Origin of the sequence: Peribacillus sp. NJ11 (genome assembly GCF_030348405.1) — a bacterium.
Taxonomy (GTDB): domain Bacteria; phylum Bacillota; class Bacilli; order Bacillales; family DSM-1321; genus Peribacillus.
Genome location: NZ_JAUCFO010000001.1, coordinates 111,440 through 126,390 on the forward strand (window position 1 = coordinate 111,440; position 14,951 = coordinate 126,390).

At 39.5% G+C, this 14,951-nt stretch carries 16 protein-coding genes and 1 pseudogene; 6 read left to right on the forward strand and 11 right to left on the reverse strand.

The window, feature by feature from the left end; all coding sequences use genetic code 11:
* Positions 1 to 67: 67 nt before the first annotated feature.
* From QUF86_RS00555 to QUF86_RS00565, 3 genes and pseudogenes are all read right to left on the reverse strand, one after another.
* Positions 68 to 1,834, reverse strand: a complete 1,767-nt coding sequence (locus QUF86_RS00555) for a nitrilase-related carbon-nitrogen hydrolase (protein ID WP_289333298.1) — start codon at positions 1,832 to 1,834, stop codon at positions 68 to 70.
* Positions 1,835 to 1,910: 76 nt separating this feature from the next.
* A complete protein-coding gene (locus tag QUF86_RS00560; RefSeq protein ID WP_353957688.1) occupies positions 1,911 to 2,948 on the reverse strand; it encodes an alpha/beta hydrolase in 1,038 nt (345 codons plus the stop codon).
* Positions 2,949 to 3,307: 359 nt separating this feature from the next.
* A pseudogene (locus QUF86_RS00565) lies at positions 3,308 to 3,582 on the reverse strand (gamma-glutamyltransferase); the annotation flags it as partial.
* A 273-nt stretch (positions 3,583 to 3,855) separates the two neighbouring features.
* Here QUF86_RS00565 and chrB point away from each other — a divergent pair.
* Together chrB and chrA are read left to right on the forward strand one after the other, a co-directional pair.
* Positions 3,856 to 4,443, forward strand: a complete 588-nt coding sequence (gene chrB / locus QUF86_RS00570; RefSeq protein ID WP_289317691.1) for a chromate efflux transporter ChrB — start codon at positions 3,856 to 3,858, stop codon at positions 4,441 to 4,443.
* A complete protein-coding gene (gene chrA, locus QUF86_RS00575; RefSeq protein WP_289333299.1) occupies positions 4,443 to 4,994 on the forward strand; it encodes a chromate efflux transporter ChrA in 552 nt (183 codons plus the stop codon). The genes chrB and chrA overlap by 1 nt, the downstream gene beginning before the upstream one ends.
* Before the next feature lie 38 nt (positions 4,995 to 5,032).
* On the opposite strand, the gene chrS is transcribed toward chrA, so the two are convergent.
* From chrS to QUF86_RS28870, 4 genes are all read right to left on the reverse strand, one after another.
* Positions 5,033 to 5,509 (reverse strand): chromate efflux transcriptional regulator ChrS, encoded by a 477-nt coding sequence (gene chrS / locus QUF86_RS00580; protein ID WP_289317693.1) that lies wholly within the window; start codon positions 5,507 to 5,509, stop codon positions 5,033 to 5,035.
* A gap of 185 nt (positions 5,510 to 5,694) precedes the next feature.
* The gene (locus QUF86_RS00585; RefSeq protein WP_289317694.1) at positions 5,695 to 6,429 is read right to left on the reverse strand and encodes a hypothetical protein; all 735 of its coding nucleotides are present in this window, start codon (positions 6,427 to 6,429) and stop codon (positions 5,695 to 5,697) included.
* Entirely contained in the window at positions 6,426 to 7,160 is a 735-nt protein-coding gene (locus QUF86_RS00590) for a hypothetical protein (protein ID WP_289333300.1), read from the reverse strand. Before QUF86_RS00590 ends, QUF86_RS00585 begins: the two co-directional genes overlap by 4 nt.
* A 499-nt stretch (positions 7,161 to 7,659) precedes the next feature.
* Entirely contained in the window at positions 7,660 to 7,818 is a 159-nt protein-coding gene (locus QUF86_RS28870; protein ID WP_421154668.1) for an LmrA/YxaF family transcription factor, read from the reverse strand.
* Positions 7,819 to 8,056: 238 nt separating this feature from the next.
* Here QUF86_RS28870 and QUF86_RS00595 point away from each other — a divergent pair, with 238 nt between their 5' ends.
* From QUF86_RS00595 to QUF86_RS00610, 4 genes are all read left to right on the forward strand, one after another.
* Positions 8,057 to 9,457 carry a sensor histidine kinase gene (locus QUF86_RS00595; protein ID WP_289336174.1) on the forward strand — a complete coding sequence of 467 codons (1,401 nt, stop codon included), beginning with the start codon at positions 8,057 to 8,059 and terminating at the stop codon, positions 9,455 to 9,457.
* Entirely contained in the window at positions 9,435 to 10,109 is a 675-nt protein-coding gene (locus QUF86_RS00600; protein ID WP_289317697.1) for a response regulator transcription factor, read from the forward strand. The genes QUF86_RS00595 and QUF86_RS00600 overlap by 23 nt, the downstream gene beginning before the upstream one ends.
* A 1-nt stretch (position 10,110) precedes the next feature.
* The gene (locus tag QUF86_RS00605) at positions 10,111 to 10,662 is read left to right on the forward strand and encodes a TVP38/TMEM64 family protein (RefSeq protein ID WP_289333301.1); all 552 of its coding nucleotides are present in this window, start codon (positions 10,111 to 10,113) and stop codon (positions 10,660 to 10,662) included.
* 349 nt (positions 10,663 to 11,011) lie between these two features.
* The gene (locus tag QUF86_RS00610; protein ID WP_289317699.1) at positions 11,012 to 11,791 is read left to right on the forward strand and encodes a SurA N-terminal domain-containing protein; all 780 of its coding nucleotides are present in this window, start codon (positions 11,012 to 11,014) and stop codon (positions 11,789 to 11,791) included.
* A 143-nt stretch (positions 11,792 to 11,934) separates the two neighbouring features.
* On the opposite strand, the gene QUF86_RS00615 is transcribed toward QUF86_RS00610, so the two are convergent.
* From QUF86_RS00615 to arsC, 4 genes are all read right to left on the reverse strand, one after another.
* Positions 11,935 to 12,210 (reverse strand): adhesin, encoded by a 276-nt coding sequence (locus QUF86_RS00615; RefSeq protein ID WP_289333302.1) that lies wholly within the window; start codon positions 12,208 to 12,210, stop codon positions 11,935 to 11,937.
* Positions 12,211 to 12,285: 75 nt separating this feature from the next.
* The gene (gene arsA / locus QUF86_RS00620; RefSeq protein ID WP_289333303.1) at positions 12,286 to 14,055 is read right to left on the reverse strand and encodes an arsenical pump-driving ATPase; all 1,770 of its coding nucleotides are present in this window, start codon (positions 14,053 to 14,055) and stop codon (positions 12,286 to 12,288) included.
* Positions 14,056 to 14,072: 17 nt separating this feature from the next.
* Positions 14,073 to 14,438 carry an arsenite efflux transporter metallochaperone ArsD gene (gene arsD / locus QUF86_RS00625; RefSeq protein WP_289317702.1) on the reverse strand — a complete coding sequence of 122 codons (366 nt, stop codon included), beginning with the start codon at positions 14,436 to 14,438 and terminating at the stop codon, positions 14,073 to 14,075.
* Between the two features lie 83 nt (positions 14,439 to 14,521).
* Positions 14,522 to 14,941: an arsenate reductase (thioredoxin) gene (arsC, locus tag QUF86_RS00630; RefSeq protein ID WP_289317703.1), complete on the reverse strand. Its 420-nt coding sequence runs from the start codon at positions 14,939 to 14,941 to the stop codon at positions 14,522 to 14,524.
* Positions 14,942 to 14,951 lie beyond the last annotated feature (10 nt).

A 14,951-nucleotide genomic window follows, 5' to 3' on the forward strand; every position in this document is an offset into this window, starting at 1 on the left:
TGTTCATATTAACTCCCACTTTTAATGAGTTACAATTATTAAATTCGAATTTGAAGCGTTTACATTTTTATTTTTTCACCAGCGGCCTGTAAAAGATAGTCCTTCTAGATAGTAAAAGCTTATGTTGATCAAACCACCAATTTTGTTCCATTTTAGAATTAACCACTATCAATACTTCTTCATTTTGAGAAGAGGCAACTACAGGCATATCACTTCCATAGATTGGATCAGGCGTATAAAGAGCACTCCCACCTTTACAACCGATATCAGTACCAATAAAATTTGCAATGAGTGTTTTCGTTTGCGAAAATCTTGCAGTTGCATCCCAAGTAGTCATTGAATTAAAAGGAAACTTATTCTCCATGATTTTTTCAGGAAGTGCCAATATTTCTCCAAATTCACCATGCCAGCATGAGGGGATAATAATAACATCAGCACGCTTTACGGCAATAATGCCGGCTATCTCAGGGAATGTAGCATCAGAACCGACTATTAGGCCCACACGACCAATATCTGTTACATTCGCAACAACAATTTCCCAACCTGCAGAGGCCCAGCGTTCGTCCGATTCTGACAAATGAATTTTACGGGCTTTAGTTACTATATCATCCTCTGGCGCCAGAAGAACAACTGTATTATAAAGGTGATTCTCTTCTCTCTCTATCATACCAAATATAATATTAATTTGATATTCAGCTGAAAGCCTTCTCATATCTCTTACAGTTACTCCATGTATGGGTTCACTGAGTTTCCGGATTTCCTCAGAACTAAGTGAATTAACAGGACCTGTTAAAGAAAGCTCTGGGCAAATAACTAGTGATAATTCGCTCTTTTGTTCTTTTGCTTTTACGGCAGCATCCGCCAAGAGCCTTTTTATTTTCTTTAGATTTTCTTTTTTATCTCCTATAACCGGTTCATACTGCAATAAAGCAGTAGAAATCTTTTTTTCATAATTCTCCGTACTAATTTGCTCTAATGTGTTTATCGATTTTTTATACTCCCATGGTCCGACATGCAACATTAGATCAGAGTAAAGGTCTGGCTTTCGTTTTTCCATTCTTTTTTTTGCAGGATTCTCAAATAATGCAGGGTCAATATCGGCATATAAAATGACGGTCTCATCTCTTGCTTGACTTTCTTCCACGTATGGAGTTTCAGCAAGTTTCCTACCTAAAGGTGACCAAACGGCACTTGCCCCGACCATATGATAATCGGTTTCTGTATTTGAACGATTCGCACCTATGACATACAGACCGTTCATTTCAGCCCATGCCTGCAGCATCGAAAGCGATCCACCTGTTGAATTCGTCGGAAAGCAAAGAATATCAGCTCCCTTCACTGCAACGATCCTGGCTGATTCAAAATAGCTTGAATCCATACAAATAATTATTGCAATCCTCCCAATAGACGTTTCGTAAACTGGTATACCCAAGTCCCCCCAATGAGCCCAGTTATCTTCTGTTGCCCATTGATGCACTTTCCTGTATTTTCCGATATATCCCGTAGGACCCACAAGCGCAGCGGAATTATAGCAAAGTCCGTCCTCTACATCCACTTCCGCCATTCCTATGACAATATGTGTATCGTATAATTTTGCGACTTCTTCAAAACGTTTGGTCGTTTTACCAGGGATGGTATCTGTAAATGGAAGGATAGACTGACGATCCTCATAATGATAGCCTGTTGTAGCCATTTCCGGAGTGACAATTAATTTTGCTCCATTTTTTGCTGCTTCTGTTACCGCCTCTAGCAAATTATCCATATTGTTGTCCAATTGATTTAATTGTGGATTAAATTCAATAACGGCTGTTTTGAAAGGATGCTTAATTCCCATAAAGTTGCTCCTTTTGATAAATTATATGAAAAGACAGATGACAAATAATTTGCCACCTGCCAAGCTATTATCTAATTCACCTTTGCAATTGGGTGACTTTTCTATCTTCTTCCTTTTTCGTTAGAATTCCATTAAAGAATGCTTTTAGCTGTTCATTCAAGTCTTGGAAAACTTCATGCTCATGATACATGAAATCATTATGCTTACCATTTATTATATAAAGTTCCTTAGGTTCATTTGCTGCTTCGTACAGCCCATTTGCCTCATCCAGTGGATGTAATAAGTTATCTTTCCCATGAGCAATGAAAAGTGGCACAGTTACATTTTTCACTTCTTCTTCTGCGTTCATGCTTATTATTGAATCTGTAAACTGCAACACTGTTTGCTTACCAAATGGAGATAGAATGGCCAATTCCTTTTCAACATAATCCGCTGTTTCCGGATCAAGTGGATAATGAATAAACGTATTGGCAAGTTGCGACTTCCCAGTTAATACTCGTTGTTCTCGATCTTTTTTAACTGTCTTTAAGATTTCATTCCATTCAACATAGGAATGAATGGAGCGTAACCATCTTTGGCCATTATAAAAACCATTCAGTGCTGCCACTGCCTTGACCCGGTTGTCTCTTGCAGCCACACGGACAACATTCGAACCACCCATACCCCAACCTATCAATCCTATTCTATCTGAATCTACTTCTTCTTGGAGGGAGAGAAATGTTATCGCATTTTGAATATCTTCTACCTGCTCATCCAAAATAACGCGACCTTCTTCTCCTTCACTTTTCGCAAAGCTCCGATAATCGAATCCTAAGCAGACATAACCTGCCGCTGTTAAATTTCGTGCAAATAGCTTTGGATAAAATTCATTAAATCCTTGATATCCAGAGTTCGGAATAATCGCTGGTCTTTTTTCTCCCTTTTTATAATCGTCTGGAAGATATACCGTGCCGTCTAATTTGTAACCTTCACTATAAAATTCAATGTGACGCTCTATCATTTCCATTACCTCCAATACTATTTTAAAAGCTTTCATGATTAGATATTGCAAGCAGCGTGCCAGTTTTGAATTTGGACATTGGAACCAGGAAAATGGAGTAAATAAAAGGGAAATCTAAAAATAGTCATAGTAAAAATCTATTAAAATCGAAAATGCGTTAAATTTTTTTTACATGGAAAATTAATTTTATGACAATTAGAGTAAAGGGAGTATATACATTCTATAGTTGAAGAGGACAATGAAATTGAAAAATCAAAAGTACTGTTACTTTTTGGACTTTGATCAAAAAAAGCAAGATCAATTAAACTTGCTATTTTTGGTTTGTTCAATTGTTGGAATCCAGTGCCTCAGAAACTGGATTTTTTTTAGGTACTATTTTCTTGAGATGAAGTCGATAAGGGTGTGTCAGATATAATATATAATATGAAGCTGCGGTTTTACCTTGCGCTTCTTACCCCGCGAAAAGGGATCTACTTTTCCCCTTTATATGCATCACGATTACCCTTGCTACCGGAGCATCCGCTCCATTGAAAGCACGAATTTCCCCGTCCTTCTTTTCATATGTAAGCCAGAAGGCATCTCCACCGAGTCCGGTCATATGTGGATAAACTACACCCAAACAGGCACTGACTGCCACTGCCGCATCAAAAGCATTCCCCCCTTTTTCAAGAATTTTGTGTCCTGCCACCGATGCTAAATAGTGTGGGCTTACCACCATACTTTTCGTTCCAATTATCGATTGGGTCATAAATCTACCCCTTTTGAATTATTTGATTTTTCAAAAATAATGATAATTGTATTATAACTTGTATGTTTTTCTTACGTAATCCAAATTTCATTCCCCAAAACAAAAAGTTGTTTTTTTATCACTTTTATAAGCCTATTTTATTTAAAAATACCAATTATTCGTTCATTACGTAATAATCATTAAAATTTTATATACATTTCGAAAGCATTTTTGTTATCATTAATTCATAATCATGGAAATGAATTCTAAATTTAAAACAAAGGAGGAATCGTTTTGAAAAATCCATATACGGAATTAACGGTCGGGATGATGAGAACGGGGATTTTAGGTTTCGGCGGCGGGCCATCAGTCATCCCGCTCATCCGCCACGAAGCCGTTTCCCGTTATCACTGGCTCGACGATGATGAATTCGGGGACACTTTAGCGATCGCCAATACACTCCCAGGACCGATTGCCACTAAGATGGCAGCATATCTTGGTTATAAATTAAAAGGCTGGCCGGGAGCCCTCGTAAGTGTGGCCGCTCACGTTTTACCTTCATGCTTTGCGATGGTTTTCTTAATTGCGTTCATTAATGTTTTAAGTAATTCAGCAATAATCAGCAATATGATCGCTGCTGTCATGCCAGTTGTTGCCGTCATGCTTGGCCAAATGGCTTACGAGTTTGGCGAAAAGGCTGTAAAAGGTTTAGGAAAGGTGCTCGGAATCACCTTTTTTGCGATTTCCTTTTTGCTTCTGCAGGTCATTTCCCTGCATCCGGGTATCGTCATAATGATTTTCCTTTTATATGGGGCGTTCCATTTTAAATTAAAAGATAGATTGAAAAATAAAAAGGTTGATAGGAAGGAGGAATCCGCTTAATGGGTCTTATAATCCCAATTGGAGTCGCTGTTTTTCTAGCGTTTTTCATAGCCAATATCCTTGGTTACGGCGGAGGCCCAGCCTCGATTCCGCTTATGTATGATCAAATCGTCACCCAGTACGGCTGGCTTGATAATACCGAGTTTTCACAAATGCTTGCGTTAGGGAATTCACTCCCAGGGCCGATTGCCACCAAAATAGCCGCATATGTCGGATATGATGTATATGGGTGGCCAGGATTTTTAGCTGCATTAGCAGGCACCGTCATCCCTTCAGCAGTGGCTTTGATATATTTATTAAAAATCCTGCGAAAATACAAGCAATCGCCTATCGTAAAAGGCATGTCCCTGCTTGTGCAGCCCGTGATTGCGATCATGATGTTATTGCTCACCTGGAATATGGCCGCTGATGCCGTCGGTTCCATCGGCTACATCCATTCAATCGTCATCGCTGGTTTGGCATTCTTGGCTTTAGGTAAATTCAAGATTCACCCCGCATTCGTAATCATTCTTGCTTTTGCGTATGGCGGCTTTATCATCCCGCTCACATAATAAAAAAAAAATCCACCTATAAAGGGGGATTTTTTCATTTAAAGCTTCATGCCCATCCGGCTTTTATAACGTTTAATGAGAATTTGGCAATCAACGCTGACAACACCTATTACCGCATACAGCTTCTCATTGAGAAAGCGTTCCATCTCCTGATTATCAGTAAAGATTCCGTGCATATGGAGTTTACTCGGACCAGTCATATGATATAAGCTCGTTACAGCCGGTTCACTTTCTAATTGCTGGGCGACCGATTCCAAATATTTAGGCTCAACCTCAACGTTAAAAAAAGCCGAGACATGGATGCCGACCTTAGCTGGATTTATGACCGCAGTGAATCTCTCAATCACGCCGTTTTCAACAAGATGATTAATTCTCATTTGAACCGCAACTCTGGAGAGTTCCACTATCTTCGCTAAGTCGGTATACGAAATTCGCGCATCTTCATGTAAAACCGATATGATTTTCTTATCGATCTCATCAACTTTCAAGCTGGGAATCTTAAAGTCCTCTGCCATCCTATGTAACTCCTTTTCGATTTCTTTATTCCATTATCGCAGAGAACACCACCGGATCACAACATTCTTCCTTTTTACTTTCAAATTTAACCTCCATTAAAGAAACGGCAGAATTTAAGCAATACCCAAACAAAATAAACCGATTGAGCAATGAATGAAGGCCTTCAAGTTTTGACAGCCCCTTTTCAATAAGCCCCCTCCAACTCTTCCTCTTGCACAGTAACCAGGAAATGAACATCCACGAAATTATATCCAGTCGTATAGCTATTTCCGTTAAAGGAGTGCTCAGGGATTATCTCCTCCCCTTCTTTATCATGAAAATTAGTGACCAACCGTATCGGGTCGTTAAAATCCGGGAAGTCATTCTGTCCATCTTCTGCCTGTAGTTTTACATACTGTTTCATAAGTTCCCGCCAATTGTCAGGAAACCTCGCGACTCCGTACGTTTTCCCCTTAAGCGCAATGCTGTGCATCATTTCTATACCTGGTTGATATGTGGCTATTCCATCCTCTACCAAAAAATCCCTATCAACCTTCATAAAAACCCCGATTTCGGATACGTCATCTTTTGTATTCATATTCCACATGATCAATGATTTTTCTTCTCCATTCCAAACCTGTGGCTGACCGCCCATGTTCACGGAAGCAGCTTTCCATTTGTTACCTTTCCAGACCCAAAAGCTCATCCCATATCCATTTTCTTCGCTGATAAAGGGGACAAACACATGTGTATCATCTAAAAAGATTTTATTCTGAATGGACTTTGGTTGTGCTTCAGGGAAGATTGAGTTTATTCGTTTAATGATTTGCTTTTCCGATAGAAAGGGTTCCGGCTCTTTTGGGAATAGAACAAATAAAAGAATCCCTCCTATCAAGATGGCAGCTGTAATTAAAACACTCATTTTTGCTTTTTTAGTCATTCTTCCAACACACCTCCGGTTAAAATGGACTCTTCTAACCTGAAGTAGACCTGGTGCCCCTTATTTGGTGTAATCAGCAGACCCTTGCCATCTTCTTCTATGAAAATGAGTGTTTCAAGACCACTTCCTTTTTTAGGAACTGACCCTGTCAGAATATAAGGGAACGTTTCTTTATACCCGCTCTCTTCATTGATCCCATAATACCAAGATTCGCTCTCGATCTTTTTTTGTTTCATCTTGTTCATTTGTCTTTGCAGTTCTTCTTTATTCAAAGTGACTTCTTTGGAATTCGAATGGGTCGCTATCAGCGAAGCCTTGTTAACGTCCATCATATATGTAGTTGTTTCAGACTTAGGATATATAATTCCATCCAGAGGCATGGCTAAAAGTGAAGCTGTCAAAAAGATGAAATTCGATAGGAATCCGAGCCAGGCAAATCGACGGAATCGCTGCCACCGCCCTTCATTTCCTTTCCTTCTCAATAACCATGATAAAAGAGCCACCCCTAAAGGGACAATGGGTACACTTACAACCTCATCTGATAGATTAAAAGTAAAATTAAAAGCGATCATTCCAAGTACCAAGACAACTGAAGCCTTCCATACCTTAGGTGAATCCTCTTGTCTTCTATAAATAATGGCAAAAGCTATCGCAATCAGCATGTAACTTAATGCTATAAGGATTAAAGAGGGTGCATGCATATATTTTTCTGCATCAAACAATCCAGTCATTCTATCTAATACTCTCCTTTTAACCGACTTTAACCTATATATATATGAATCCTCCTAGAATACCATATATCCCCTTCTTTGTAATTAAAGGGCACAAAAGAGTATTTATCAGACTTCAGTCCCCCCTCCTCATTCGGAAATTGAAGGTGGGGGTTTTACAGCCTGTTTAATGTAGGATAAAAGTTTATGAGTATCCAATGGACCCTTCCTCAATCCCTTGTTTGTAAAGTTTTCGCGATATTTTTATATTCCTCGTCATTGAGAATGCCCATTTTTTTGAATAATGCAGAATAAGCCATTATTTTTTTTTGGGTACGGTTTGTACAATTCATATGGATCAGCTCCTTTTTACATAGTATTCATTTGCAACAAAATGTTTCCTGCGAGCAAAACATTTTGTATAGACTAAAATAAAAAAACTGCCCATTTTCTCGGCAGTTTCATCTTGCTATACATGCTTAAAATAAGACCAGTCTATATAAATCAATGGGAAAATCATCTATTTTTTTAATAATAACGGGATGCAATCCGAAACATCTTGAAGTGGCTGGCAATTTTTATACGTTAATGAACGTGTAACAGCTCCCTCCAGCATTAAACTGATGACCTTCGCGAACTTATTTGCTTGTTCAGTTTGAAAACCGTTGTAATTTAACACTGAAAATAGCGACCCAGCCTTCGTATATTTGATTCAAGCCTGTTGCGTGCTAACCTTGCACCTGAAAAAGCCGTGTTGCCACGAAAAATGACAGTTCAGGTCCTTAAAAAAAATGTAGTCCTTCTTGCAACCAGTCATCATTCGGATTATCGTTGTTTAAGAAGATGCGAAGGAATTGAAAAAAAACTGCATACTTTCTTCATATTTTTTCGCTATACTGACTCCATTGAATAAGAAGGTGAATATTTTGAAAATCTCCTTTAAGCTGGGACTGTGTATATTTGTTTGCATTTTTTTGATGGAAACCGTTTCCATGGTTTACTTACATAATAAAGTGATCCACTCCCGTATCAATCAAGAATTGGAATCACTGAAGGCCCGGGGTAATAGTCATCGTGATGTGTTGGAAATCACTTATTCCGACTCAACACTTCAGCATATCGGCCTGATGGAATCACATACCGATACAGATGTCGTGATAACGAATACAAGAGGAGATATCCTGATATCTTCCGAAAAGGTTAATGGGGGAATGAAAAAAATCTTAGGAAAAAATCTTCCACAGGTATCCCGAAAAGGTCTGATCATCCAATCAAGTTGGAAGGATGAAAGGTATATAGCCACCGTTACACCATTTATCAGTGATAAAGAAAATGAAGGCTATGTCTACATGTTCAAAGATACCAGGGATGTTGAAGATTTAATCGCTCAATTGAATAGGCATTTCCTCTTTGCAACTGTATTGCTCCTTTTCTTCATGCTTATCACCATTTATTTCCTATCAAAAGCTTTGACTAGACCGCTTATTGCGATGAAAGAAGCGACCACCAAACTTAGCAAAGGGAATTTTTCAGTGGCTGTACCAGTACGATCACATGATGAACTTGGGGAACTTGCCCAATCCATTCAAAGCTTGGCTAATGAATTGAACTATTTAAAGAAGGAACGCAATGAATTTTTGGCAAGTATCTCTCATGAACTGCGCACGCCGCTAACTTATATCAAGGGATACGCTGATATAGCCCGCCGGAAAGATTTGAATGCATACGAAAGATCACGATACTTGGAGATCATCCATGATGAATCCCAACGATTAAACAGATTATTGGACGAACTATTCAATATGGCTAGAATGGATGTACATACATTCACCATATCAAAAGAAACCATTCAGCTCTCTTCATTCCTGCAAACCATTCATGAAAAAGTGCTACCAGCTTTTACAAATGAAAAAATTCAATTGAATCTGGAATGTAAGGATCATTTATTTATAGATTTAGATCCCACACGGTTTGAGCAGGTTATTCTTAACCTGCTGGATAATTCACTGAAGTACTCGAACGAACATACAGTCACCGCCATCAAAGCCACTGAATCACCTGACGGAATCTCAATCTCCATAATCGATCAAGGGGTGGGCATTCCAAGTGAAGATATCCCGCATATCTTTGATCGTTTATATCGTGTCGAGAAATCACGGGCTAGGGATACCGGTGGATTCGGATTGGGGCTGTCCATCGTCAGGCAATTAGTGGAGGTTCAAGGAGGAACCATTTCAGTTAAAAGCAAGTTGGAGCAAGGAACGTGCTTCACTATCACATTTAAGGAGATAAAAAATGAAGACAGTAGTTCTGGTTGATGATGAACAGAGAATGCTTGATCTTATAGAGCTATACCTTATACCTCACGGGTTTACATGCATGAAGATGAATTCTGGACATGAAGCCATACAGTTCTTAGAGCATAAACAAGCTGACATGGTCCTTCTTGATGTAATGATGCCTGAGATGGATGGGTGGGAAACGTGCGAAAGGATCCGGGCGTTTTCCAATATTCCCATAATCATGCTCACCGCACGGGATGCTGCAGAAGAAATGGTCAAAGGGCTGAAAAAGGGCGCCGACGATTATGTAACGAAACCCTTTAATGAAGATGTTTTACTAGCCAGAATCGAAGCGGTGACGCGGCGAATACATAATCATCAAGGTGTGATCTTTAGGGGAATAAAATTAAATGAATCCGCTTATGAAGCGCATTATGATTCCAATACCATCCCATTAACCCCAAAAGAGTTTTCCATGTTGTGCCTGTTTTTAAAATCACCAGATCAAGTGTATTCCAGAGATCACCTGCTTTCGACCATATGGGGATTAAAAACGGATACGGAAGATCGGACAATCGATTCCCATATTCGAAATATTAGAGAGAAATTACGTCATGCCGGTTTTCCAGTTGATCAACATTTGAAAACGGTATGGGGCATCGGATATAAATGGAGTTCTGTGGGTTGATATGAATTTCATTTCTGAGGCATTAGCATCCAGCGGACCTTTTTCCATTGCTATAAGTTTAGTATTGAACATATTGATTAGCGTGCTTGGTTTTATTCCAAGCGTATTCATCACGGCTGCCAATATCACCGTATTTGGATTTGAAAAGGGATTGATCCTTTCTTACTTGGGGGAAATTGCAGGAGCAGTAGTCAGCTTTTGGTTATATCGAAAGGGCATTCAAACATTCAAACCCAAATTCATGAGGAACCGATGGGTCATGCAGCTGCAAAAGTCACAAGGGTTTCATGCATTTTGGATGATCCTGATGCTTAGGCTCCTTCCTTTTATACCATCCGGCGTGATTAACCTTACAGCAGCATTAAGCAAGACGGGCGTGATGATATTCTTCTTCGCCACATCCATCGGAAAACTGCCTGCCCTCCTTGTCGAGGCATATTCGGTGACACAAGTATTGAAGGCATCAGACGATGTGAGGATTGTTTTGGTGCTGTTGATTCTGGTAATTGCAGTCATTTATTACTTTAAAAGAAACAAGAAAAAAGGAATGTAGAAAAAAAAGGCTTCTTTATTAAACTCGGCAGATACGACCTAAAAGAAAGTTAATTTGATATTACCTTGAAGGCATCCCCCGAGTCAGCAATACGGTTCAACACGTCCTGGTCGCTATCGGAAATTCCTCTCTTCGCTAATTAATCTATAACGATTAGAACTTTAACACGATTAACGAAGGGTAAATTGGTTCATTTCCACGAATGCTTCACCTATATAATGAGATAATGCCTATACTATCTTCCTGTTTTCTGGAAAAAAAGAATGAATATATTGTGTTTCTATGGGACATTCCTTTATAATGCGCATTAGATGATTTTTTTAGCACCGAATAAGAGAGGAGACTGAATATGAAGAAACTATTGTACCCAATCGTTATTGGATTATTGGCAGTTGTTCTAACAGCTTGTGGTTCGAACGATGAAGCTGATAAAAAAAATGACGAAAAAGAAACTAAAACAACTGAGGAAAAAGAAACGGCTAAAGCAACTGAGGAACAGCAAAAAAAGATGGAAGAAATGCAGAAGGAACTGGATAAACAAAAGGTAGATGAAAAGAAAACGGTGGCCATCGTCAATGACGAAAAAATTTCAGGTGCGGAATATAATACAGTGTTGTCCACGACACAAATGCAAATGCAGCAATTCGGACAAGATCCAACATCCAAAGAGGGAGCCAAACAAATTAAAGAGCAAACGCTTAACTCTTTAGTGGGACAAACATTGCTGCTTCAAGCTGCTGATAAAAAGGGCTACACAGCCACCAAGGCTGAAATCGAAAAGCAACTTGCCGAAATCAAAGACCAATATGAAAGTGAAGAGAAATTCAAGGAAGCGATGAAACAAGCAGGTCTGAATTCGGAAATGTTGAATACTCAGATTGCAGAGAATATTCCATATACTAAGTACGTTGAAAAAGAGATTAAAGTGGAAGAAGCAACTGATGAAGAAATTCAAAAGTACTACGACCAGGTTGCGGAGCAAGCTAAAACAAGCGGGCAACCGGTACAGAAACTCGAAGAAATGAAGCCGCAAATCAAGGAACAACTAGAGCAGCAAAAGAAACAAGAAAAGCTTGTGAAACATGTGGAAGAACTTCAGAAAAATGCTAAGGTCGATATTAAGATTTAAAGCATTTAAGAGCTGCCAAAATTGGCAGCTCTTTCTTTATGGTCTTTGGTTCGCCTACTAACTAAAACACATTACAACGTATTACACCCAGCATGTTCAAGGTCGCTCTGGAAATGCTAATTGGGAAACAGCCATGCAATTACTCAACAACAACTGTTGCCGCCTACTAATACCAATCCTGCACCATCTTGATTTTCCTCCTTGTCCAATGTTAATTCCTCGGTCGACGTTATTTGAGAATCCAATGCCACTTTAATCCCGTTAATGTTTTGGATAATATCCGATTCTTGCGGGGCATCCAAAGATAATGCCATTTGTGGTCCGCAACAACCTGCAACAGAATAAAGACGAATTCCTTCTGCACCATTTTCAATTAAAAAATTTTCCAATAGTTGTTTTGCTCCATCTGTAATCTTCATATTCATTCATCTCCGATTCTACCCTATTAGTTTGGAAATCTATTTTTTAATGCTTCCATCTTTACTGGTTTTACTTCAGCCGATGTAATCTCTCAGTTTTTCATATCCCAGCTTTTCCTCATGGATCCACGGGATGATTGCACATTTCTCAGATGTCTTTTCCTTAACTTCATGAATCCATTCTTTTTCTGCATTAGCTTTACCGCTTAATATAGGGTCTGCCGTTTTTGCAGAATAGAAGCTCTGATTAATTACCCACCACTGGGGGTTTATATTTGCCCGCCTTAAATCATTTTGTAGTCGGGATGCTTCTAATACGGGTGTAGCTTCGGCAAGGGTGACGATCACGACGGCAGTTTCTGATGCATTCCTTAGTTGAGGAAGCAATTTTGTAACACTGTCAGGAACTTCACCCGTTGACTTGGCAATCTCTTTACTATAAGACTGTGCAGCATCCAATAATAACAGCGTATGACCCGTTGGTGCCGTATCAATGACGACAATTTCATCTTTTGATTTAGCGACCACTTCAGCAAAAGCCTGGAATACGGCTATTTCTTCCGTACATGGTGAATTGAGATCTTCCGCTAAATAAGCGAGACCATCTTCATCTAAATCTTTGCCTGCCTTCTTCATGACATCTGCTTTATACTTCTCGACTTCTTCTTTTGGATTAATGCTGCTAATTGTTAAGTGTCCATTGACTGGATCACTTTCGAATTGGTAATTCAAGTGCCCCGCAGGATCCGTTGTTGTTAAGTGCACATGATGCCCCTTCTCAACTAAACCGACTGCAATGGCGGAAGCGACCGTTGTTTTCCCCACTCCGCCTTTGCCCATTGTGAAAATAAGCCTTTTATCGTTATTCGAGAAATCAGTGATCATTTCATTCAGGCTTGGAAGATTAATCGTTTCATCTTCCAATTTCACCATTTTCGATGGCATCGTGTAATGTTTAAATAAATATCTTAAATTCTCCACCCCAGTCAAGGAAAAAGATACAAGCGGAAAAGAATAAACGGCGGATTGTTTTAAACCTTCTGGAATGTGCTGCAATGCACCCTTTTGGCGAAGATAAAAGGCTGATGACACTGCGTCTTCTTCAAGGTGTGACTGAAGAAGACCATTAACGATAAGTACCTGGTTTTTCAAACCAATTTCCTTGAGTTCTTTTGATGCACGGTTCGCTTCCAAAAGGGATGGGACATCAGGTCTTGTTACAAGTATTAAAGTGGTTTTACTTGGATTGGAAAGGATATCCACTGTTTTAGAATAAAGATCTTTTTTGTCCGCTAACCCTGATAAAGGACCTAAGCATGACGCACCATGTGAGCTTTCTTCCAGGAATCCACTCCATGCCGTCGGAAGCTGTAAAAGTCTTAATGTATGCCCGGTTGGAGCGGTATCAAAGATAATATGGTCATACTGATCTACTATGTCAACATTCGTCAGTAAATTTGAAAATTCATCAAATGCGGCAATCTCCACTGTACATGCTCCTGATAATTGTTCTTCCATTGTGGCAAGAACGGAATCAGGAAGTTTTCCTTTATATGGACCAACCACTTTGTCACGATACGCTTTCGCTGAAGCTTCAGGGTCTAAATTACTGGCAAATAAATTTTCAACACCTGGGACTGCCCTGGGTGAATTGGTTAAACTTATTCCAAATACATCTTGCAAGTTGGAGGCTGGGTCCGTGCTGATGAGCAACACCTTTTTACCGTTATCAGCCAATGCAACTGCAGTGGCGCTGGCTGTCGATGTTTTCCCTACCCCGCCTTTTCCCGTTAAAAATAAAAAGGGTGTTTGAATTACACTCTTCGGATTGAAAGATTGAAACATGCCTTTTCCCTTCTTTCTTATTTCAGTTGATTTAAATCAATGGAAAGACGGACTTTCGGCTTTTCATTTAACTCTTCCGGTTTCACTTCGAACCATTCACCAAACTCTTCATTCGTTGGATAACTTCCTACTTTGGCTATCTGGTCATTGACCAAAATTACCGGCAAGGCATCCGGACCTTTTTCATGTAAAACTTGATTAATTTCATCATTGTTTGCAAACTTATCAGGATCATTGGTTAATTGATATCGTTGAATATCAAACCCTTTTTTCTCCAAAGTATAAACAGCAGAAGCCACCCTTGTTAATTCAGGATTAATACTTGGTCCACATACACCCGTCGAACAACACATCGCAGGATCAAAGATTTCAACTTTCATCATTTACTCTCTCCCTTAATATATAATCATTTACTTATACCACGGATAAAATGAAAGCCGGGAGATCGCTCACGGCTTTACATTTTTTATACGCCCGTTTTAGAGTAACGTTCGATTCTTTCTCCTATTTCATCACGAACACGTTGGAAGGTAGCCCATTTTTCTTCATCTGTTCCCTCAGCTTTTGCCGGGTCATCAAAGCCCCAGTGTTCGCGTTTAACATGTGGTGGTGTCATTGGACATTTGTCTGCCGCATCGCCACATAACGTAACGACAAAATCGGCATTATTCAATATGTCAGGGTCGATGATATCCGATGTTTGATTGGAGATGTCCAATCCAACCTCATTCATTGCTTGTACAGCTTTTGGATTTAACCCATGTGCTTCGATTCCTGCACTAAGCACTTGCCATTCGTCACCTAAATATTTCTTCCCCCAAGCCTCTGCCATTTGGCTTCTGCAAGAGTTACCAGTACATAAGAAGTATAATGTTTTTTTAGCCATGCTGTTTCTC

Excerpts from the sequence above, each read along its gene's own strand:
- QUF86_RS00555 (WP_289333298.1), bottom strand. The coding sequence starts at position 1,834 with ATGGGAATTAAGCATCCTTTCAAAACAGCCGTTATTGAATTTAATCCA.
- chrA (WP_289333299.1), top strand. The coding sequence starts at position 4,443 with ATGGGTCTTATAATCCCAATTGGAGTCGCTGTTTTTCTAGCGTTTTTC.
- chrS (WP_289317693.1), bottom strand. The coding sequence starts at position 5,509 with ATGGCAGAGGACTTTAAGATTCCCAGCTTGAAAGTTGATGAGATCGAT.
- QUF86_RS00585 (WP_289317694.1), bottom strand. The coding sequence starts at position 6,429 with ATGACTAAAAAAGCAAAAATGAGTGTTTTAATTACAGCTGCCATCTTG.
- QUF86_RS00590 (WP_289333300.1), bottom strand. The coding sequence starts at position 7,160 with ATGACTGGATTGTTTGATGCAGAAAAATATATGCATGCACCCTCTTTA.
- QUF86_RS00600 (WP_289317697.1), top strand. The coding sequence starts at position 9,435 with ATGAAGACAGTAGTTCTGGTTGATGATGAACAGAGAATGCTTGATCTT.
- QUF86_RS00605 (WP_289333301.1), top strand. The coding sequence starts at position 10,111 with ATGAATTTCATTTCTGAGGCATTAGCATCCAGCGGACCTTTTTCCATT.
- QUF86_RS00610 (WP_289317699.1), top strand. The coding sequence starts at position 11,012 with ATGAAGAAACTATTGTACCCAATCGTTATTGGATTATTGGCAGTTGTT.
- QUF86_RS00615 (WP_289333302.1), bottom strand. The coding sequence starts at position 12,210 with ATGAAGATTACAGATGGAGCAAAACAACTATTGGAAAATTTTTTAATT.
- arsA (WP_289333303.1), bottom strand. The coding sequence starts at position 14,055 with ATGTTTCAATCTTTCAATCCGAAGAGTGTAATTCAAACACCCTTTTTA.
- arsD (WP_289317702.1), bottom strand. The coding sequence starts at position 14,438 with ATGATGAAAGTTGAAATCTTTGATCCTGCGATGTGTTGTTCGACGGGT.
- arsC (WP_289317703.1), bottom strand. The coding sequence starts at position 14,941 with ATGGCTAAAAAAACATTATACTTCTTATGTACTGGTAACTCTTGCAGA.